The sequence below is a fragment of the Pseudomonas sp. MWU12-2029 genome, from assembly GCF_023242425.1.
Lineage (GTDB): Bacteria > Pseudomonadota > Gammaproteobacteria > Pseudomonadales > Pseudomonadaceae > Aquipseudomonas > Aquipseudomonas kribbensis.
Window position 1 is genome coordinate 433,036 of sequence record NZ_JALJDY010000004.1, and the last position, 20,247, is coordinate 453,282.

General features: G+C 54.5%; 17 protein-coding genes and 1 tRNA gene. 8 read left to right on the plus strand and 10 right to left on the minus strand.

Features of this window, described 5'->3' with window-relative positions:
• Positions 1-3: 3 nt before the first annotated feature.
• From yajC to queA, 3 genes are read right to left on the minus strand one after another with little or no spacing between them, the layout of a single operon-like run.
• Positions 4-339, minus strand: a complete 336-nt coding sequence (gene yajC, locus M5B44_RS12365; protein WP_065257675.1) for a preprotein translocase subunit YajC — start codon at positions 337-339, stop codon at positions 4-6.
• A 43-nt stretch (positions 340-382) separates the two neighbouring features.
• Positions 383-1,498, minus strand: a complete 1,116-nt coding sequence (tgt, locus tag M5B44_RS12370; protein ID WP_248739314.1) for a tRNA guanosine(34) transglycosylase Tgt — start codon at positions 1,496-1,498, stop codon at positions 383-385.
• A 14-nt stretch (positions 1,499-1,512) separates the two neighbouring features.
• Positions 1,513-2,577: a tRNA preQ1(34) S-adenosylmethionine ribosyltransferase-isomerase QueA gene (gene queA / locus M5B44_RS12375; RefSeq protein WP_248739315.1), complete on the minus strand. Its 1,065-nt coding sequence runs from the start codon at positions 2,575-2,577 to the stop codon at positions 1,513-1,515.
• Positions 2,578-2,685: 108 nt separating this feature from the next.
• Between queA and M5B44_RS12380 the strand changes: the two genes are divergently transcribed.
• A tRNA-Leu gene (locus M5B44_RS12380) sits at positions 2,686-2,770 on the plus strand.
• Between the two features lie 3 nt (positions 2,771-2,773).
• Here the strand turns inward: M5B44_RS12380 and M5B44_RS12385 are convergent.
• Complete coding sequence (locus M5B44_RS12385) at positions 2,774-3,235, minus strand: hypothetical protein (RefSeq protein WP_248739316.1); 462 nt, start codon at positions 3,233-3,235, stop codon at positions 2,774-2,776.
• Positions 3,236-3,253: 18 nt separating this feature from the next.
• Between M5B44_RS12385 and M5B44_RS12390 the strand changes: the two genes are divergently transcribed.
• On the plus strand, positions 3,254-3,826 hold the full coding sequence (locus M5B44_RS12390) for a hypothetical protein (protein ID WP_248739317.1): 573 nt from the start codon (positions 3,254-3,256) through the stop codon (positions 3,824-3,826).
• Between the two features lie 514 nt (positions 3,827-4,340).
• Here the strand turns inward: M5B44_RS12390 and M5B44_RS12395 are convergent.
• On the minus strand, positions 4,341-8,087 hold the full coding sequence (locus tag M5B44_RS12395) for a zinc chelation protein SecC (RefSeq protein WP_248739318.1): 3,747 nt from the start codon (positions 8,085-8,087) through the stop codon (positions 4,341-4,343).
• Between the two features lie 94 nt (positions 8,088-8,181).
• Positions 8,182-9,864 carry a hypothetical protein gene (locus M5B44_RS12400; RefSeq protein ID WP_248739319.1) on the minus strand — a complete coding sequence of 561 codons (1,683 nt, stop codon included), beginning with the start codon at positions 9,862-9,864 and terminating at the stop codon, positions 8,182-8,184.
• A gap of 303 nt (positions 9,865-10,167) precedes the next feature.
• Here M5B44_RS12400 and M5B44_RS12405 point away from each other — a divergent pair, with 303 nt between their 5' ends.
• Complete coding sequence (locus tag M5B44_RS12405; protein WP_085709387.1) at positions 10,168-10,497, plus strand: hypothetical protein; 330 nt, start codon at positions 10,168-10,170, stop codon at positions 10,495-10,497.
• A 7-nt stretch (positions 10,498-10,504) separates the two neighbouring features.
• Here M5B44_RS12405 and M5B44_RS12410 read toward each other — a convergent pair whose 3' ends face one another.
• Complete coding sequence (locus tag M5B44_RS12410; RefSeq protein ID WP_248739320.1) at positions 10,505-11,251, minus strand: hypothetical protein; 747 nt, start codon at positions 11,249-11,251, stop codon at positions 10,505-10,507.
• A 121-nt stretch (positions 11,252-11,372) separates the two neighbouring features.
• Between M5B44_RS12410 and M5B44_RS12415 the strand changes: the two genes are divergently transcribed.
• The 3 genes from M5B44_RS12415 (at position 11,373) to M5B44_RS12425 (ending at position 14,587) form a co-directional block, all read left to right on the plus strand.
• Positions 11,373-11,735, plus strand: coding sequence for a hypothetical protein (locus M5B44_RS12415; protein ID WP_248739321.1), 363 nt, complete (start codon positions 11,373-11,375; stop codon positions 11,733-11,735).
• A gap of 116 nt (positions 11,736-11,851) precedes the next feature.
• Positions 11,852-12,595, plus strand: a complete 744-nt coding sequence (locus M5B44_RS12420) for a hypothetical protein (protein WP_248739322.1) — start codon at positions 11,852-11,854, stop codon at positions 12,593-12,595.
• A 72-nt stretch (positions 12,596-12,667) separates the two neighbouring features.
• Positions 12,668-14,587 (plus strand): alkaline phosphatase D family protein, encoded by a 1,920-nt coding sequence (locus M5B44_RS12425; protein ID WP_248739323.1) that lies wholly within the window; start codon positions 12,668-12,670, stop codon positions 14,585-14,587.
• A 309-nt stretch (positions 14,588-14,896) separates the two neighbouring features.
• Here the strand turns inward: M5B44_RS12425 and M5B44_RS12430 are convergent, their stop codons facing one another.
• Positions 14,897-16,069: an aspartate aminotransferase family protein gene (locus M5B44_RS12430; RefSeq protein ID WP_248739324.1), complete on the minus strand. Its 1,173-nt coding sequence runs from the start codon at positions 16,067-16,069 to the stop codon at positions 14,897-14,899.
• Between the two features lie 102 nt (positions 16,070-16,171).
• Between M5B44_RS12430 and M5B44_RS12435 the strand changes: the two genes are divergently transcribed.
• Both M5B44_RS12435 and M5B44_RS12440 read left to right on the plus strand, forming a co-directional pair.
• Positions 16,172-17,077 (plus strand): LysR family transcriptional regulator, encoded by a 906-nt coding sequence (locus M5B44_RS12435; protein WP_248739325.1) that lies wholly within the window; start codon positions 16,172-16,174, stop codon positions 17,075-17,077.
• An 85-nt stretch (positions 17,078-17,162) separates the two neighbouring features.
• The gene (locus tag M5B44_RS12440) at positions 17,163-17,678 is read left to right on the plus strand and encodes a DUF6622 family protein (RefSeq protein ID WP_248739326.1); all 516 of its coding nucleotides are present in this window, start codon (positions 17,163-17,165) and stop codon (positions 17,676-17,678) included.
• Between the two features lie 18 nt (positions 17,679-17,696).
• Here the strand turns inward: M5B44_RS12440 and msrA are convergent, their stop codons facing one another.
• A complete protein-coding gene (msrA, locus tag M5B44_RS12445) occupies positions 17,697-18,401 on the minus strand; it encodes a peptide-methionine (S)-S-oxide reductase MsrA (RefSeq protein WP_248739327.1) in 705 nt (234 codons plus the stop codon).
• 15 nt (positions 18,402-18,416) lie between these two features.
• Entirely contained in the window at positions 18,417-20,225 is a 1,809-nt protein-coding gene (locus tag M5B44_RS12450) for a cytochrome c biogenesis protein DipZ (protein WP_248739328.1), read from the minus strand.
• Between the last annotated feature and the right edge of the window lie 22 nt (positions 20,226-20,247).

The following is a 20,247-nucleotide window of genomic DNA, read 5'->3' on the forward strand; positions in this document are numbered from 1 at the left end:
CCCTTAGATCGCTTTCAGCGTGCCTTTTGGCAGCGTGGCGGCGATGGCGCCCTTCTGGAACTTCATTTCCACGGTGTCGGAAACTTCCAGAACCACGAAGTCATCGGCCACTTTGGTGATCTTGCCGGCGATGCCGCCGGTGGTGACCACTTCGTCGCCCTTCTGCAGGCTGTTCAGCAGGTTCTTCTGCTCTTTGGCGCGCTTGGCCTGTGGACGCCAGATCATCAGGTAGAAGATGACCAGGAAGCCGACCAGGAAAATCCACTCGAAGCCGCCGCCCATAGGCGCTGCAGCCGGTGCAGCCGCGTCAGCCATGGCGTTAGAGATAAAAAAGCTCATTTAGCACTCCAGTTGCAAATGTTGAATCTTGGGGTCAGAAAACTCAGTCCAAAGGCGGAACGGGGAGCCCGCGTTTGGCGTAGAAGGCATCGACAAAGGCGGCCAATGTACCCTGTTGAATAGCCTCGCGCAAACCAGCCATCAGCACCTGATAATGGCGCAAGTTATGGATGGTATTGAGCATGCTTCCCAGCATTTCGCCGCACTTGTCCAGGTGATGCAGATAAGCGCGGGAGAAGTTCTGGCAGGTATAGCAATCGCAGGTCGGATCCAGCGGCGAATCATCATGGCGATGGAACGCGTTACGGATCTTCAGCACGCCTGCATCAATGAACAGATGCCCGTTGCGGGCATTACGGGTTGGCATCACGCAATCGAACATGTCCACACCGCGGCGCACACCCTCAACCAGATCTTCCGGTTTGCCAACGCCCATAAGGTAACGAGGTTTGTCAGCCGGCATCATGCCCGGCAGGTAATCGAGCACCTTGATCATTTCGTGCTTCGGTTCGCCCACCGACAGACCGCCGATGGCCAGGCCGTCGAAGCCGATCTTGTCCAGGCCTTCCAGCGAGCGCATGCGCAGGTCCTGGTGCATGCCGCCCTGAACGATGCCGAACAGCGCCGCCGTGTTGTCGCCATGGGCATTCTTCGAACGCTGGGCCCAGCGCAGCGACAGCTCCATGGACACGCGGGCGACGTCTTCGTCAGCCGGGTACGGGGTGCATTCGTCGAAGATCATCACGATGTCCGAGCCCAGATCGCGCTGGACCTGCATCGATTCTTCCGGACCCATGAACACTTTCGAGCCATCGACCGGAGAGGCGAAAGTCACGCCCTCTTCCTTGATCTTGCGCATGGCGCCGAGGCTGAACACCTGAAAACCGCCGGAGTCGGTCAGGATCGGGCCTTTCCACTGCATGAAATCGTGCAGGTCGCCGTGGGCCTTGATCACTTCAGTGCCCGGGCGCAGCCACAGGTGGAAGGTGTTGCCCAGAATGATTTCCGCGCCAATCGCCTCGATATCCCGCGGCAACATGCCCTTGACCGTGCCGTAAGTACCCACCGGCATGAAGGCCGGGGTCTCGACGGTGCCACGGGGGAAGCTCAGGCGACCACGACGAGCCTTGCCATCGGTGGCCAGGAGTTCAAAGGACATGCGACATTCGCGACTCATTCTGTTTCCTCTGGGCCTGTCTGTTCAGGGGCAGTCGGTGCGGGATTACGGGTGATGAACATCGCATCACCGTAGCTGAAAAAGCGGTAACCGTTGTCCACGGCGGCCTTATAGGCGGCCATGGTTTCCGGGTAACCGGCAAACGCCGAAACCAGCATCAACAGCGTGGATTCGGGCAAATGGAAATTGGTCACCAGGGCATCGACCACATGGAACGGCCGGCCCGGGTAGATAAAGATGTCGGTGTCGCCGCTGAACGGCTTGAGCACGCCGTCGCGGGCGGCGCTTTCCAGCGAACGCACGCTGGTGGTGCCCACGGCAATCACTCGACCGCCGCGCTCACGGCAAGCGGCAACGGCATCGACCACATCCTGGCCGACTTCCAGCCACTCGGTGTGCATGTGGTGGTCTTCAATCTTCTCGACCCGCACTGGCTGGAAGGTACCGGCACCAACGTGCAGGGTGACGAATGCAGTCTCGACGCCCTTGGCGGCAATCGCTTCCATCAGCGTCTGGTCGAAGTGCAGCCCGGCGGTCGGTGCAGCCACCGCGCCCAGCTTCTCGGCATAAACGGTTTGATAACGCTCGCGATCCGAACCTTCGTCCGGGCGATCTATATAAGGAGGCAGCGGCATGTGCCCGACACGGTCGAGCAACGGCAGCACTTCCTCAGAGAAACCCAGCTCGAACAGCGCATCGTGACGCGCCAGCATCTCGGCTTCGCCACCACCGTCGATGAGGATCTTCGAGCCCGGTTTCGGCGACTTGCTGGAACGCACATGGGCCAGCACGCGGTACGTATCGAGCACCCGCTCGATGAGGATTTCCAGCTTGCCGCCGGAGGCTTTCTGCCCGAACAGCCGCGCCGGAATCACCCGGGTATTGTTGAACACCATCAGATCGCCCGGGCGCAAATGCTCAAGCAGATCAGTGAATTGACGGTGTGCCAGGGCGCCGCTGACCCCATCCAGGGTCAACAGGCGACTACCGCGACGCTCGGCCAAAGGGTGGCGGGCGATCAGCGAATCAGGTAGCTCGAAGGTAAAGTCAGCAACGCGCATGATGGGGTTCGTCTAGCAGGGCCGGAAAGTCTAGCGGAAATATCGAAAATTGACCATGAAACGTGATTGACCAACGGTAGGCACCTCTCTATACTTCGCCGCCATTGAGCCCTGATGGCGGAATTGGTAGACGCGGCGGATTCAAAATCCGTTTTCGAAAGGAGTGGGAGTTCGAGTCTCCCTCGGGGCACCAAAATTAAGAAAGGTCTTGCTTTGCAAGGCCTTTTTTTTTCGTCTGAAGAAAAGTGATGGCAGGGAAGATTGACTGCACACTGTTCTTCTCGACGTCGAATTCAATAACCGCAAATATTCCCTCCCGACGCCGTTCGACTCGTATTTTTTTATCCAGCAACTTGCCTGACTGCCCCATTTGCAACCATCCCTTAAATCCAAGTCGGCCAGTCGAAATCGCCTCCCTCCTTAATCGCCCAGCACTAAAGGAAGCCAAGCGCTTCTTTGCAAAAACCGCATCAATAGAGCGCCTTATCCTCACGAAACCGTTGATGCGTTTGATGACGCTAAATCCGCTATCGAGGGCCATGCCACCGAGATCAAGCGTATTCAAAGGCTTATCGCCTGGGATGATGGCACCCGGCTCGCGAGCACCAATATCAAAAAGGCTCAGAAAGAAATCAGCCAGGTAGAGAGCGATCTGCAAAAGCTGCAGGACAAACGCTTGAAACTATCGACCAAGCTGCAAAAGTTGGAGGATGAGAAACGAACCGAAGTCGAGAAAGCCCAATATGCAGAGAAACAAGCAGCAGTGAGCTATGCGGTAGCTCTCAGCGATGGAGACGAGGTAGATGAGCAGCGTGCGGGGAAGGCACTGCGTCTGACCTCAGAAGCGCTATCAGCGGCGACACGAGGCAAGCGGGGAGTGGCAACGACCGCGCAAGCCTTGAAAAATGAAGTTGAAAAGCTCGATGAGGAAATCAAAGAAATCAAAGAAATCAAAGAAATCAAAGAAATCAAAGAAATCAAAGAAATCAAAGAGGTTCTGAAAGATCTCCGTCAGCAGCAACTACGGGTAGCGCGAATCATGTGGGCTGACCGCTTGGACAAGGCCGCTCTGGAGTTTGCCGCCGTCGCAGCACATTTGGAAGCCACCGAGAAAGCTTTGGGTTGGACAAGCTCGATGAGTGAGCTCTACGTACCATTGCAAACCCCTCACGGCCCTGCGTGCATCTGCCAGCAGACAATCAGCGATAAAGCCCACGCACTGTCTATGGAGCAATTGCTAGCCGCCTGACTCACCGCATCGCCGCTAACTTAGATGATGCATTTCCTCCCCTAACCGGATCACCAATTGCGGAACACCAAACGTGTTCCGCGCAACTGGTGTTCCGGTTATTTGCATTTGGTGTTCCACCTCTGGAAGCCACGTAATTCATGACCTCCAGCGTTTCTGGAACACATGGAACACACGGAACACCGCCTTTTCGATACCTACTGATGAGCCTTCCCCTCGCCCCTTTTCACGGCGAGAACCTTCAGCGCTAACGGACGCGGCGGATTGCTCCAGATCCTACTGACCGTTGTGCCCGATTCGTCCCAGGCAAAGGAGCCGTAGCGGCAGAATTCACGGGTCCTCCCTAAGGGGTACCTCCTACACGGGTTATCAGACTCGCAGGTTTCCTCTAGCTAAGATATTTACATGGATGTTCGTCTTTGATAATTATCGACCATCCTAATAAAAACCAAAAACTTCCAAACCTGATCCCGAATTTCAAACTAGAAAAAACAGCCGCACCTTATTGAGTGAATCAGATCTGATGCAACTCATCATATATATATAGATCAGCATGTTCCCTAACTGGCCCCTCGGCTGACTGCATAGGAACTGGGTGCCTAAAAACAATTATGCTTTCGATTAAAGCATTGTCACTGCAACCAACAAACCTTCTAACTTCTTGAATATTCTCCGTGAGAACAGAAACCCTATCCAAATGCTTTCTAAGCAAATCTCTCCGAGAACCATCACTTGAACACTCCCCACGAAAATCACTGAGTTGCTCGGCAATTTCACCGTATGTTTTCCGGAATTGGAGATCCTTGCACTCAATGACTAATATACGGCCGCGCTCCTTACTCCAAGCAAGAACGTCGACATCTCCATAATTCCGTTCGAGAGCCCGAGATAAAATTTTTGTTACATTTACTTCAGGCTTACTTTGCCAGCCAAGTTCCGCCATCCGACTTGCAACCTGAGTATTAAAACTCATTCCATCTCTGTTTCGGGCGTACCCTGCGTAGCGCCTCATGGCAGGACCCAGGTGCCAGTCTGGGTATGAAGCACGATAATAATTCCAAAACATCGAACTAAAACCATCTCGAAGAAGCCCTGGCGCTACGAGAAATGCCGAATCGTCCTCTTTTGAAAGTTTAAACAATGGCCGTCGCAAAGCGCTTAACCTACGTCGAAAACGCCAAGGAGCGATATCTTTTTCATCGTAACCCTCAGGTAGATCACGCCAAGTGGAACGAGGATGAAGAGTCAAATCTTCTACAATTTTTCTCCCTACTTCCTCTGTGTCAGCCAACGCAATTAGCTGGGCTACCGTCATACTTACGACTGAGGACTGCTTTTCAATTGCCGTATTTTCAACCGCATCTATGAAACGCCTATACTGATCAATAGTTACCCCAAACTCTTGCATCCACGCTTCAACAAACTTACCGTCCAACTTCTCCTCTGCGTTAACTATAACCTCTTGCTTATCTAGATTCTGAGAATACCCTTCAATTGATGTTTTATAGCGATACTCACTAGCAGCGCGCCCGAAGCCTTCCATCACCGTATCCATAAACTCATGTTTAGCATGTACATCACCCAAAGGCTGAACGATAAGCAATGGCTCAAGCAGATCCCAACGAATAAGATCAGACCATCCTCCGAAGTGATATAGTCTTGAGGCCTTTGCTAGCAACCTAGATAGATCCAAGTCACCTAACACGTGCCCTCCCTCTACAGGCGACTCACATATAACCATCTCTATTAGATTGCGTGTCGGCTGGAACACAGCATTAAGTTTGAACTCATGGTCACGCATGGTTTGTAACGCAGCGACTTTATCTTTACGCAAAGCCACAACAGCAGCTGCTGTTCTATGCCAACGATCCCTCGATGCGGCGGCAACCTCATGATTAACAATCAACTTCTCTAAGAAGCTCTTTTTATTAAATAAACGTAGTTCCGCACATAGCTCAGATTCAAGTCGACGAATCAAACCATTCAGAAAATCTCGACAGTTCTCTTTTCCTACGATCCGCCCACCTTCAGATGGACTACGGAACAGCCACCCCATTCCAATCTTATTCGCCGCGTCATCGATTTTATTAATTTCGACAAGATTAAGCTTATGAATTTCAGGAATAAAATCTCTAAACTGCCTCTGAGGAAACATATGCGAATGGCGAGCGTAAACGTCGGGTATTACTTTTTTGATCAAGTCACTGATATCGACAACATCAGGCGAAGCAAGCTCAGCAACTCCTCGTAAAAAAGTAGTAACTAAAGCACGCTCTGCGATATTTTCTTTATGATAAATCGCCCTTTCAAACCCTGATCCAATATAAAGCTCGATAATTCTCGATTCTTTATTTACCACTAAATCGATCGATTCTGTTGCGTCTCGTTCCTCTCCTGGATTTTCGACCTGAACACTGCCCTGAAGGTTTTCAAAGATGCACCTCCATAGTATTGGTCCACTTCCAAGCTTCAATCTGAAAAAATCATCCAGAGGATTTGCTGCGAGCTTTAACCATGTCCCCACCATCTTCCATCTATCATATGTCCCCGTGTCCAGCCCCGTCTTTGGCGAGGATAACTCATACCACCAACATCTGGATTTAGTAATGAACGCTCCTAATGGCGATACGCCCTGTTCCAACTGAACGCTACCATACAAAGGAAATTCATCATCTTCAGAAAAATAGCTATTACCCTCTTTTCGCAACAACCGCCAAGTACCATCAATAAATCTTTGAACATGAGCATCTACACTATTAACAATTTCATAGCGAATATCCAAAATGGCATTCTGCGTTATTGCCATATGAAGCATCGTAAACTCTTCTGAACTCTCTGGAACCTCACCGTGAGGGACGAGATGTCCACCTAAAGATTCAGCCCAGGCATACAAATTTAAAAAACCATTAACATTCTGGATCCAAACTCCCTGTTCAGCGAGTCGATCTCTCGCCTGCAGCATTCTCCACAGGTCCAGTGAATTTATACCTCTAACCTTACTTAGCGAACAGAAATCATGCGCGCTTAAAAACTCAAACCCCCACTTATCCGTTTGTTTCAACAGACAATCTATTGCTACTCCCCGCCCTACACCGCAACAAATCAATAAAGTTAACCCATCACGAAAGCCCGGTCGCCCTGAGGCATAGTCTTGCATTTCCGTAATGGCGCGCTTAAGCTCGGAACTCAACGTTGGATTACCCGTAAACATTCCAGAAAACTTATTACTTGGGTAATCTTCGATCGCATCTATCACAAATATTAAATTCAAATATCTCCCAACATCGACCTGGCGAGACATACAACACACGGACCCCCAGTCCATATGAGAAAACGGAATTGGTTCTAGGTGTTCCCCCAAAAGAGTAGATTCATCAAAAGCCCTGGAATATTCATTTCCTAGGTGATAGAGAAAACTTCTCCTGCCTTTCCCCGTACCTAATGACTCGATAAAATACCGGCGCACCGCTATAGATACAGCGGTGGGCAAAACCAAGTAAATAGAGTCATCCAACTTCGCTAGTGGTCGAGCCTCAAGATCTGTATTAGATATAACTTGCCCCAAGAGCTCAGCCCGTGAACGAGGATCAAATAAAAACGGAAGCAAGTCATCAAAATCAATCCCTAGCGCTTCAAGCTCGGAAATCTTGAACTTTATGTGTTGCCTATATTTTCCTGTATCCGTGTATTTCTTGGGAAGGCTTTCTTCACCATGTGGATCACCCAGCTCATTGCGAACCAGTCCTGCTCTAGAACAAGCAACATCCGACAGCTTCAACAAAGCATGGATAGACTTAGTTATTTCCGACAACTCCTCTGGAAGCTCATCTGCTAAATTCACGAACCGCTGGAGATAAAATGTCCCACCTTCCCAAATCCCCTCTAAAACCTTGTAGTTACCCACCTTTGAAGAAACATTCCCTACAAATATATCTTCTGGAGGATCCTCCATTGCTCCACATGCATCTCCAACAGTGGAGTAGCCTTGCATTATTTTTGCTGGTGATAACGTCCGTTCCCCCTGCCCCTTTGCCAGACTCAAATGAACTAAAACCTCAAGCCTAAGACAGTTAGGTTGAAGTTTTTTTTGCAACAAAAGACATCCAAAAGCCGCGGCCGCTTTTACTGGATGAACCCCTTTCAGATCCTCCATAAACGACGGACACTCTTGCGCGACAGCTCCTAAAGTTACTTGATTCAAAGCTGCCATAAGAATTGCTTCTGTCGACATATCAAAAATATTAACTTCGTCTTCTGTCACACCCCATCCCCTTATGAAAGAACGCACTTACAAAATTCGGCTAACTTATTATTCGTTTCAAAAAAAAACCAAATCAGCAGTCAATCCCTCACATCTATTTCTGACCACCAATTGTAAAAAGTATACCTACTGGCGAAAGATTCAATTTAGCTGACTCAGCAGCAAGCTCCTTAATTGACTTAGGAATATCTCTAAGTTTTGGTGAAGGCAGCAACTGATCGGCTGCAAGCGCCGCGAGCCCCCATACTGGTGCACCAGTAGCAGCTGCAGTAACGGCCAGCGTTCCGACTACCAACCACGATCCAATTTCGGTACCCGCAAACTTCCACTTTTTATCAGATAATGTCTTTATATTCTCTCTATGCGTAGAAAAAGCGGAATTAATATTATCGAAAACTCTATCACTAGTACGATGAAAATTTTTCGGATTGGAGTGTGCAAGCGCATCCACGCCTTTCGACAGAATTTCGCGAACCTCCGCTAACGCTCCAGACTTCCTCACTTCGATTAGTGCCCTTGGAGGAATATTTCCAAGCCATTGCATTTCACTTCCTGAAAGGGTTTGCAATCCTCGTACAACATGCAGCTGATCTATACCTTCCAATTCCTCCGCATGAACGGCATCATATTCCATCTTCCATGCGAGATATTGCCACGAAGTTGGTGCATCGATAATTGGTGTACCCCGGAGCCTCCGTGCTTTAATCAGAAGTTCATTGCTGGTACTCATCCGACCTAACCCTTGCGAAGCGATTATTAGTCCCGGGTTAGTCGTACCTAATAGACCAGAATGATTTGGATCTTGTAAAAACCTACTAAACTGCTCGCGGAGATCTCCTTTCCAATCGGTATCAAAAAGAATTCTGCTTGGATCCCTTATCTCTTCCTCCACTCGCTCAATCGTATCGAGTTCCTGGCAAAACTCTAACAGCTCCTCAAAATCTCCAAATGCTCTTCCAAACACCTTACCGCCATGGACCACTGCATCTTCTCGACCCAAGCTGTAATAGTATTCTTTCTCTGCTGACTCTAAAGCTGAAGTATCAGGCAACACTACGACAATGGGTGGAACTACATCTGCGCATGCCAACTCTTTGTACTGCAACAAGTTCAATGCGTGCTTTATTAAATAATATGCTTTCTTCTCGTCAGATACAGACTCAAAAACATGCCTTGACCTAAGGTAGGGATCAGGCAGCACAATTGTATCGGTGTACAGCCCGCATTTAGATGCGATGTTTTCTACTGGAGATGGAAACAAATCTCCTCCAAAAACACCTTTTAGGGAATCATTCATATCCTCTACATGGGCAATAGCAATGGACCCGAGCTCATCCCAAAACTCATTAATAGTTTTTAGAAAATCAGGCAGAATTTTTATAAGTTCAGCGACACCCTCGCCGCTCTTGGATAATGCAAGTCCAGCATCATGGGGACTTAAATTCTTTTTGAGCATTATTTTGTAAAAATGTCCAAAATTTCGTTCAATAAATTCAAAATAAGTAGATTGTATTTCAGATAAGGGAGCGGATTTCTTAGACTCTTCTCTATCGTGCATGGCTTCTACGGCGAGGGCCATTGACCTCACTAAACCGTCGACCGTGTCAAGGTCAACTGAGCCATCAGATGCATAACGTACTTTCTTAAGGCTCTCTACGACCTGGAGACCTTCATTGATGAAAACCTTTCCACCCTCCATCTGTTGCGCAAGCATCTTCAAACGTCGCTGGAGGCGGGTTTCATAGTCTTGATCGCCTGACGATTTTTCATCACTCATATCAATGCTGCTCCCTTTGATGGTCTCGTAACGACTTATCGTGGCTGAGTAGAATCATAGATTGCTTGCAGCATAAAACCGATCAAGATCAAAGAAATGGGAGAAAAAAATCAGCATCTGATTTCTTGTATCCCGCCATGTATCCCATTATATTAATCTCTTCTTAAGACCTTGATTTATATGGATCGCACGAGCCTCCCTCGGGCACCAAAATCAAGAAAGGTCTTGCTTAGCAAGGCCTTTTTTTTCGCCTGCCGGAAAGTGCCGCTGGCCCTCCGGCGAGATCTCACACAGGTTCACCCCATGGAAACGTCACTGGAAACAGTCGCCCTTTTCTCCCTGAAACTCGCGTACGAGGAAGAAGGCCTGAGCCCGATTTTGCGGGATGATCTGGTCATGGGCGATTACCAGCGGGATGTGTTCGAGCTGCTGGTACGCCGGGAGGATGTCGAAACCATTCAGTTCAAGATGAACGAATGCCTGGGCCTGGCGATGGATGCCCTGGGCGGTATCGAAAAACCGTTGGGGCGTGAATTGAACAGGTTGTCGGTTGATTTCGGCCAGGCACGATCGGTGGCGCAGATGGATGCACCACTCCTCGCCCTTAAAAGCTACCTGAAGGACATCCTGTAATTCGTCATCAGCGCAGCGCTTTAACGACACGGATATCTGTGGGAAAGCCATCCGGGCCAACCAGTTTCTTCCATCCCACGTACTGGAACGTCCCGCGTTCATCGATGTAATCGCCCTTCTCCACGGACCTGCCTCCCAGTACCGCCACGCGTTTTTCCTCACCGCACCCGCCATCCGATGGTCTGACGGTATAGATCACATACGGTTTCACATACTGCGTGGCACGGAAGTGTCGGCCACAGACTGCATCGACGGTGATCATCATGGTCTTGAGGCGAGCTTCGCCATCCATGTCCTCATGCAGCTTCAGGAATGAGAGCTCACCCACATCGCTGAATCCCAGAGAGCGGGCGCGCTGGTACTCGGGGGAGTTCTCGTGAGCGATCCGGCCTTCCTGCACGGCACGTTCGTTTTGCGCGGCATAATCAGCCTTGCCTTGGGCGATCATCGATTCGGCTTGCGCGATGGTGCTGTCGCACTGGGCGTATTCGCGGGAATAGAGATATTCGGGCGTCAGGTTCGGGCGGCGTTCATCGAGGACTCGCAGGTTATCCTCCAGGGCAAACATAATCTCGAAGGCCGTCGTGCGACCGCTCTGGACGTCAGCCATTTTTTCCTGCATTCGCTGACAGTTGGCGCTGTAGTACTGCCAACTGGCCTGTGGAGCTTCTGTCCAGGCTGCGAACGCCGGGGTTACCGCGAAAACGAGTGTGATCGCGCCGAGCAGACGCGAGGCATTGAAGGCGGCAAACATAGGTAGTCCATTACAGGAGAGAAGTGGCGCGACGCTACTATTTTGATATCTTCTCGTCCACTGCTGACAAACGCATCAACAGCACCTCACTCCAAAAAATCGCATTCAAGGAACGAACCGCATGTTTGCCTTGTTTTACTTCTTCGCTTGGGCCGCCATGTGGGTTTGGGTCGTGAAGACGCGTGGCAACTGGAATCTGCTTCTGGCCAATCTGGCAGGCGCAGCCAGCGGTTTCCTGGTGGCGTTGGCCATCTCGATTGTATGTTCCGGACTTTTCCCCTCAGCCGTCCCTCCGTCCTCCGCAAATTTGCTCCGCGACCTGCTGGAGGTGATGACAACCGCCGGGGCGATTGCGGGAGTCTGGATGTGGATGCTCCGCCGCCCTCAACCCGAACAACCACTGGCGCGTCACCTGCTCGCTGGCCTGTGCGGACTGACTGCCGGCGTCACGACGCTGATGTTTTTCGTACTCAACTTTCGCTGAACAACGCTTACGTCACTGGTATCACGCTTCTATTTTGATATCTTGCCGTCCATCTTCAGCGCTCATCGTCGGGGCGACGCTGATTTCCGGTTTTTGAAGGTTAAGGAAAGGATCGAATGGAGTTTCTGCGTTTTCTGGCATTTGTCGCGGCCTGGGGTTTCATGTGGCGCTGGGTGGTGAAAAACCGCGGCAGCTGGCATCTGTTTTACGGCAATCTGGTCGGTGCGGCGGGCGGCTTCATTGTGGCGATGGTGGTGCTGTCGATCACGCTTTCACTGTTCCCGTCAGCCCATCACGACGAAGCCGAGCAGACTGAAAACGTTGTGACACGGGAAGCAGAGCCAACCTCGTTGCTGCCGGAAGCCGAGTCGGCTGCAAGCCCCGATGCGCTGAAAGCCGCGCCAGTGTTTGCCGCTATCGAGCCAGACGACAAACCCTCGCCACCGGACTCAGCCCTGCTGCCGAACTACGCCAGTCGGGCGCCGAAAACCCTGTCGGTGCAAACCGTGATTGACCAGAGTGACGACCAGGGGCGCAAAGCCCTGACAGCCCTGAGCAAAAAACTGCGCAGCGACGCGCAGGGTGACAAGTCGATGCTCGCGTATGTCATGTGCAGCCCGTTCGTGACCAGTACCTTGCGCTTTCCCGCTTCCGCGCGGTTTGCCGATAGCAAAGGCATCGCACCGCAACGCTTCAAGGATCAGGTCTACACCTTCAGCAATACCGTCACCGCGCGAAACATGAACGGCGACGACGTCACTTACCGTTTCGACTGCTCCGTGCAGGAACAGCCAAGAGTCGACGCGACGCCTGCCGAATGGCGTCTCTTGGCGCTGAAGCTGCAAAAGTCGGACTCTTAAGCCTCGCTTAAGGGTTGAAAGCACGGGCTGAGCTATCATCGCCAGCTTGTGCGACCTGAGTTCTGCCCTCCGATGTCTCGAATGTCTGCTGACCTGCCTCCGCTGCCTCCTGTATTGGCCGGCCCGCTATTGCGACGGCTGGAACCGACACGCGTAGCGCTTTGGTTGGTCGGCAGTCGCGAGCTGGCGCTGACCTTACGCCTGCAAGGTGTAGGAGACATTCCACTGGATGCCGGGAAATGCACGGTCATTCCTGTAGGCATTCATGCATTCATTCACCTGATAGACGTCACGCTCGACAGCCCCCTGCCTTTAGACACACAAGTCGATTACGACTTGCTGATCGATGGCCAACATTCCGTCACCGACTGGGCGCCGCATCTGCTGTACGGCAAAGTCACGTGCCCGAACCTTGTGGTGCGCTCACGCATCGATCAACTGCTCCACGGCTCGTGCCGCAAACCGCATCACCCTGCAGCGGACGGTTTGCTCTGTGTCGATCAACTGCTCGCGGCTGAAAGCGAGCCACAGCAGCGCCCTGCCCTGCTGATGATGAGCGGCGATCAGATCTACGCCGATGACGTTGCCGGTCCGATGTTGCGGGCGATTCATGCCTTGATCGAGCGACTCGGCCTGTTTGGTGAGCAACTCGAAGGCGCGGTGGTCAGCGACAGCGCCCGACTCTACGAACACCCGGCCAGTTATTACCACCGTGCGGATCTGTTACCGGCGCTTGAGAGCAACGAGACATTGCGTGAGCGATTTTTCGGTGGAGCGCGCAAGCCGATTTTCACCAGCAGCAGCGCCGACAACCATCTGGTGACGTTTGCCGAAGTCATGGCCATGTACCTGTTGGTGTGGTCGCCAACACCATGGACGCTGATCGATCCACAAGTCCCGAACCTGACGCCCGAACGCCGCCAGCGCTATGCACTGGAGCAGACCCGGATCGATGGCTTCAAGGCAGGTCTGGGCAATGTCGCCCGAGCGTTGGCACACTTGCCGAGCCTGATGATCTTCGACGATCACGACATCACCGATGACTGGAACCTGTCCGCACAGTGGGAAGAAACCGCCTATGGTCATCCGTTCTCCAGACGCATCATCGGCAATGCGCTGATCGCCTATCTGTTGTGCCAGGGCTGGGGCAACAACCCGGATGCATTCAGCGGTTTATTGGAGAAAACCCGGCAACTGAGCGCCAGCGGTAATGATCGTTATCTCGACTCCCCGGTACAGGACGAACTGATCGATGAGCTGCTGCGCTTTCAGCACTGGCATTTCGTGCTGCCGACCAGCCCGGCTCTGGTGGTGCTCGACACCCGCACCCGGCGCTGGCGCAGTGAGATGGCGCTCAAGCAACCTTCCGGTCTGCTGGATTGGGAAGCCCTTTGCGAACTGCAACAGGAATTGCTCGATCATCCGTCGGCGATCATCGTCTCGCCGGCACCGATCTTCGGCGTGAAGCTGATCGAAACCGTGCAGAAGGTCTTCAGCTGGTGCGGTTATCCCCTGTTGGTGGACGCGGAAAACTGGATGGCCCATCGCGGCGCCGCCCAGGTGATCCTGAATATTTTCCGACACACCCGTACACCCGGCAGCTACGTGGTGCTGTCAGGGGATGTGCATTATTCCTTCGTCTACGAAGTGCTTATCCGACACCGCAAGGCCGGCCCGCGCATCTGGCAGATCACCAGCAGCGGCATCAAGAACGAATTCCCGCCCACCCTGCTCGAATGGTTCGACCGCTTGAATCGCTGGCTCTACTCACCCCGCTCGCCGCTGAACTGGCTGACCAAACGTCGACGCATGCGCATCGTGCCGTACGTTCCCGAGCATGCCGAAGCAGGTGAACGGCTATGGAATTCGGCGGGGATCGGCCAGGTGTTTTTCAATGAGCAAGGACAGCCCCGGGACATCATTCAGCACAACTCGAACGGCGCACCGAAGACCCGGATGCTGGCGCCGGATCTGACGGATTATCCTGATTAAGGTCTTTCTAATTTCCTACATGAGACTGCACGGCTCTTTGGAAAAGGATCACTGAATTTACAGAAACGTCTTTTGAAATTTCGTTTGATACTGGCTGCTAATTAAATTGGAGCCAGTCGATGCAAGCCAAAAACAACGATGAGCCTGAAAAATCAACCAAAATGCCGAAATCCGCATGTCAGGTGATGGATGAAACAGAGTACCTACTGAGCTCCCCGGCCAACGCCCAGCGGCTCTTCAATTCGATTGCCCAGATGAGAAAAATGGTTGCCGCAAAAGCGGCAACCACTTCGGACCAAATCACGACAGTTACTTCACCTCAAGCATCCGCCCCACTCCCCTCACAATCATCCCCACCTCCCGCTCATCAATCGTCAGCGGCGGCAGCAGCCGGATCGTCTTGCCGCGGGTGACGTTGATCAGCAACCCGTGATCCCGCGCGGCAATCAGGGTCAGGTCGCGGATCGGCTGTTTCAGTTCGATACCGATCATCAACCCCAGCCCACGAATCGCCAGCACATTCGGGTTGTCCGCCAGCTCCGCCCGCAGGCGGCTGAGCAAGCGCTCGCCTTGTACCCGGGCATTTTCCAGCAGGCCCTGTTCTTCGATGATGTCCAGCACGGTGCAACCCACCCGACAGGCCAGCGGATTGCCGCCGAAGGTGCTGCCATGGCTGCCTGGCGTAAACAGTTCCGACGCCCGGCCCCGCGCCAGACAGGCACCGATCGGCACGCCGTTACCCAGGCCTTTGGCGAGGGTCATGACGTCGGGAACGATGCCTTCGTGCTGGAACGCGAACCAGCGACCGGTGCGACCGATGCCGGTCTGGATTTCGTCGAGCATCAGTAGCCACCCGTGACGATTGCACTGTTCGCGCAGGGCTTTCAGGTAACCCGGCGGCGCCATTTGCACGCCACTTTCGCCCTGAATCGGCTCGACCAGAATTGCCACGATCCGCTCGCCATGTTGCTGCCGCACCAGCTCCAGAGCTTCGAGATCACCGAACGGCACTTTGACGAAATCCCCCGGCAACTCGTTGAATCCCAGGCGCACCGCCGGGCCATCGCTGGCTGACAAGGTGCCCAGAGTCCGGCCATGAAAGGCGTTGGCCATGACCACCACCAGCGGCTGCTCAATCCCCTTGCGCCAGCCATGCAGGCGCGCCAGTTTCAGCGCGGTTTCGTTGGCCTCGGCGCCGGAGTTGTTGAAGAACGCCCGCTCCATCCCCGACAACTGCGTCAGTTTGAGCGCCAGTTGCTGCTGCCAGTCGATGCTGTAGAGGTTGGAGGTGTGCAACAGCAATCCCGCCTGCTCGCTGATCGCCGAAACAATCCGCGGATGCGAGTGGCCGACATTGGTCACCGCTACACCCGCGACGGCATCGAGGTATTCACGACCGGCCTGATCCCACAGACGGGTGCCCAGGCCTTTGGTGAAACTCAAAGCCAGCGGTTGGTACGTGTTCATCAGGGCGGCGGTCATGACTTCAAACTCCAGTGAAGGTCGGTGTGTTTGCAGTATGGTTAGCCACCAGAGCTGGATAAACTCGGCAAAACTTCAATCATTTATAAGCAGGACTTGATAATGGATCTGTTCCAGTCGATGAGCGTCTACGTCAAGGTCGTGGAAAGCGGCAGCATGACGGCCGCCGCCCTGCAGTGCGAAATGTCCACGACCATGGTCGGCAATCACCTGCGGGCACTGGAGCAGCGCCTCGGCGTACAACTGCTGCAACGCACCACACGGCGTCAGCGGCTGACCGAATTCGGCACGGTCTATTACCAGCGCTGTCTGGAAGTGCTGGGGCTGGTGCAAGACTCCGAACGACTCGCCGAGCAAACCCTGGATGAACCGCGCGGCCTGTTGCGCATCACCGCGCCACTGACCTTCGGTGTTGAACGCCTGGCTCCGGCGCTCAGCGAATTTTCCCTGCAGTACCCGCAAGTCAGAATGGATGTCGTGCTGACCAACAGTCGCCCGGATCTGCTGGAGAGTGGTCTCGATGTGGCGTTCCGCCTCGGCCATTTCGAGCAATCGAACCTGATCGCCCGCCCCCTGATCGACTACACCCTGACCGTGTGTGCATCTCCGGATTACGTGGCCCGGCGCGGCATGCCCCTGACACCTGAAGACCTGCAACAGCACGATTGCCTGTCGTTCGCCTACCCCGCCGGCGATGACTGGCAATCGGTGGAAAAGCGCTGGCGACTGAGCGGCCCTGACGGTGAAATCATGGTCGATGTCAGTGGGCCGATGCTGATGAACACCTCCGCCGGTTTGCATCAGGCCGCCCGCACTGGCATGGGCATCGTGATGCTGCCGGATGCGCTGGTGGAGCAGGATCTGCGCGACGGAAAACTCGTCGCAGTGATGCCTGACTACCAGCCACCGAGCCGTCCTCTGCATCTGCTTTATGCACAGGATCGTTATCGGCTGCCGAAGCTTCGGCGCTTCGTCGAGTTTGCGATGCGGACATGGGGGAAAAGCTGATCAGCCCGGGTTCAACAAAAAGCCGACGGCTGCAGCGACCACGACTATTATCCACCTTCCTCTTTTCCAGCATGGATGCTGCGCGATGCTCACGATTCTGCAAAACACTCCGATTCGGGCCTACGTGTTTTTTCTGCTTGTGGTTTATTTCGGCATCAAGGCGTTTTCTCCCCGCCGTGAAAGCCGGCTCTCGATGCTCATCACACCGCCGGCGTTTCTTGCGTGGTCGCTGTACTCCGTGAACTTGTCGATCGACCCGGTCTTGTTCCTTGGCAGTTGGTTGGGCGCGCTGTTGCTGGGCAGCCTCTCGGCCTGGCTGGTTTTTTCCCGCAAGGGCGTGGCACTCGACGATACCGCGACGGGGTTGATCATGCCGGGCACCGTGAAAATCCTGATCATGTTCCTGATGTTCTTTTTCGCGAACTATTACTTCGGCTATCAGGATGCGGTAAATCCGCAGCTGGCCGCTTCCCCCGACATGCTGCTGCTCAAGTCCACGGTATCGGGGTTCATGTGCGGCCTGATCAGCACCCGTTCGCTGAAACTCTACTGGACACTGCGAGCCCTCGCCGCTCGACAGTCGCCAGTGACCGCACAATAACCATTGCATAACCGTTGATCACGACCCGTTTTTCACCAGCACCGGTTTCTCCTGATAACGCTCGGCGAACAGCTGCTTCAACTGTGCCACTTTCGGCAGGTCGTTGATCACGATGTACGGATAGGTCGGGTGTTCGGTGAGGAAGTCCTGGTGATAGTCCTCCGCCGGATAGAAGCCGTTATAGGTTTCCAGTCGGGTCACGATGGGTTTGCTGTAGGCATGCGCCGCATCAAGCTGGGCGATATAGGCCTGCGCGACGCGTTGCTGATCGGCATTGACCGGGAACAGCGCCGAGCGATATTGCGTGCCGCTGTCCGGCCCCTGACGGTTGAGCTCGGTCGGGTTGTGGGCCACCGAGAAGTAAATCTGCAACAGGCTGCCGTAGCTGACCTGGGTCGGGTCGAAGGTGACTTGGACCGACTCGGCATGGCCCGTGTCGCCCTCGCTGACCCGTTCATATTCCGCTGTGTTGGCCGCGCCGCCGGCGTATCCGGAGACGGCTTTCTGCACACCTTTGACGTGCTGAAAAACACCCTGTACACCCCAGAAACAGCCGCCGGCGAAGACTGCCGTTTCGCTGTGTGCCTGGGTGTTTTCATCAAGCGCTGGCGGTGGAATGACCACGCCTTCCTCGGCACCGAAGGAAAACGCCGAGCACTGTCCGATCACTCCGGCCGCCGCGACGCCCAACAACAGACGACGCCAGATAATTCGAGTTTTCATGTCACGCACTCCTGATCAGCCGAAGGTAAAGGCGTAGGCCGACACGCCCGGATCGAGAAACTCGATGCTGAAGGTTCGGTCCTTAACCCCATCGTTTTGCCGCACCAATTGATACAAGCGCTGTTCGGTGACCCGACCGCTGCCGTCAGGCGCCACGTCGACACCGTGGGCATCGCCCGGCGCCTGACCGTCGATGGTCACTTTGAAGCGCACCGGTTTGCCGTCCGTTCCCGGCCCCAGCACCAGATGCAGATCGCGGGCATGGAAGCGGTAAACGATACGGCTGGCCGGCGCACTTGCGGTGGCGCGCTCGGCACCGACTGCCCATTGCCCGCCGAGGCTCCAGTCATTCAGAGCCAGGTTCGTCGGCGCCGTGTAAGCCGCCACCTTGTCAGGCACAAGGCTGGTTTCCGGTACGAAATGTTCCGCACGCTGGTAGCCGACGTAGGTTTCCGGCGACAGCACCTGATTCATGTCCGGCGCCAGCTGCACGCCTTGGGCATCGGCATTGATCAAACCGTCGGCGACGGTTTTCGCACCGGCCTCACGCAGCAGTTGCTGGATGACGCGTTCCGACTCGGCGTAGTCCCCTTCGCCAAAATGGTGGTAACGAATGCGCCCCTGGGCGTCGGCAAAGTAATGCGCCGGCCAGTATTCATTGTTGAAAGCGCGCCAGATCTTGTAGTCGTTATCGATGGCTACCGGGTAGTTGATACCCAGTTCCTTCATGGCTTTGGTGACGTTGCCTACATCACGTTCGAAGGCAAATTCCGGGGCATGCACGCCGATCACCACCAGGCCCTGATCCTTGTACTTCTCGGCCCAGGCTTTGACGTAAGGCAAGGTGCGCAGGCAGTTGATGCAGGAGTAGGTCCAGAAATCCACCAGCACCACTTTGCCCTTCAATGCCTGTGCATCCAGGGGCGCGGAGTTGAGCCATTGCACCGCGCCATCGAGCGGCGGCAACTGACCTTCGACCGGCAGCGAGCCCGGTGCCTTGGCGGCCATTTTCATCGCGCCGCCAGCAGCCATCATGCTGCCGTTCGCCGCGTCATCCGCTGCAGGAATCTGCGCCATCATCGTGCCGTTGCCTTGAGGGGATTTCCCCGACAGTTTGCCGACCAGTGCCTGCTCCAGACCTCCGGTGGAAGCCGTCGACACCCGCGCCAGAATCCCGGTATCGAGGCCCAGCGCGATGGCGGCCACACCGGCCAGCATCGCAGCGCCGAGCCCGCGGCGGATCCACTCGCCGGTGCCGATCGAGCGCTTCATCAGCGCGAAAACCTTACCGCCCAGCAGCAGCGCCGCAGCCAGCGACGTAGCCGCGCCCGCCGCATAAGCGAGCAACAACAGCGTGGTGGCGATGCTTGCCCCTTGCAGCGCGGCACCGGTCAGAATCAAGCCGAGGATTGGCCCGGCGCAAGGCGCCCACAGCAACCCCGTGGCGACACCGATCAGAAACGACGCGCCGGGACGCGGACGATTGTCCTGGCCGGCGGCCTCCGACAGGCGACTGCCGGCGGACACCAGCGGCCGGGTCAGGCGCTCGGCCAGACGCGGCAGCAGCAAGGTCAGCCCGAACAGTGCAACGAACAGCAACGCGAGCCAGCGACCGTACTGATTGACTTGCACCACCCAACCGCCGCCCACTGCCGCCAGTGTCGCGACGAGGGCGAAGGTCAGTGCCATCCCGGCCAACAGCGGCAAGCCACTCTTGATAAACGGCTGCCCGGTGCGAGCGAAGACAAAAGGCAGAACCGGCAGGATGCACGGGCTGACGATCGTCAGCACACCGCCGAGATAAGCGAGAACCAAGAGCCACATGGTGTCGTCCTGTAGTGAGTGA

What these genes read in the sequence shown, in the direction of transcription:
- yajC (WP_065257675.1), bottom strand. Translation starts at nt 339, where the DNA reads ATGAGCTTTTTTATCTCTAACGCCATGGCTGACGCGGCTGCACCGGCT.
- tgt (WP_248739314.1), bottom strand. Translation starts at nt 1,498, where the DNA reads ATGTCCTTTGAACTCCTGGCCACCGATGGCAAGGCTCGTCGTGGTCGC.
- queA (WP_248739315.1), bottom strand. Translation starts at nt 2,577, where the DNA reads ATGCGCGTTGCTGACTTTACCTTCGAGCTACCTGATTCGCTGATCGCC.
- M5B44_RS12400 (WP_248739319.1), bottom strand. Translation starts at nt 9,864, where the DNA reads ATGAGTGATGAAAAATCGTCAGGCGATCAAGACTATGAAACCCGCCTC.
- M5B44_RS12405 (WP_085709387.1), top strand. Translation starts at nt 10,168, where the DNA reads ATGGAAACGTCACTGGAAACAGTCGCCCTTTTCTCCCTGAAACTCGCG.
- M5B44_RS12410 (WP_248739320.1), bottom strand. Translation starts at nt 11,251, where the DNA reads ATGTTTGCCGCCTTCAATGCCTCGCGTCTGCTCGGCGCGATCACACTC.
- M5B44_RS12415 (WP_248739321.1), top strand. Translation starts at nt 11,373, where the DNA reads ATGTTTGCCTTGTTTTACTTCTTCGCTTGGGCCGCCATGTGGGTTTGG.
- M5B44_RS12420 (WP_248739322.1), top strand. Translation starts at nt 11,852, where the DNA reads ATGGAGTTTCTGCGTTTTCTGGCATTTGTCGCGGCCTGGGGTTTCATG.
- M5B44_RS12425 (WP_248739323.1), top strand. Translation starts at nt 12,668, where the DNA reads ATGTCTCGAATGTCTGCTGACCTGCCTCCGCTGCCTCCTGTATTGGCC.
- M5B44_RS12430 (WP_248739324.1), bottom strand. Translation starts at nt 16,069, where the DNA reads ATGACCGCCGCCCTGATGAACACGTACCAACCGCTGGCTTTGAGTTTC.
- M5B44_RS12435 (WP_248739325.1), top strand. Translation starts at nt 16,172, where the DNA reads ATGGATCTGTTCCAGTCGATGAGCGTCTACGTCAAGGTCGTGGAAAGC.
- M5B44_RS12440 (WP_248739326.1), top strand. Translation starts at nt 17,163, where the DNA reads ATGCTCACGATTCTGCAAAACACTCCGATTCGGGCCTACGTGTTTTTT.
- msrA (WP_248739327.1), bottom strand. Translation starts at nt 18,401, where the DNA reads ATGAAAACTCGAATTATCTGGCGTCGTCTGTTGTTGGGCGTCGCGGCG.
- M5B44_RS12450 (WP_248739328.1), bottom strand. Translation starts at nt 20,225, where the DNA reads ATGTGGCTCTTGGTTCTCGCTTATCTCGGCGGTGTGCTGACGATCGTC.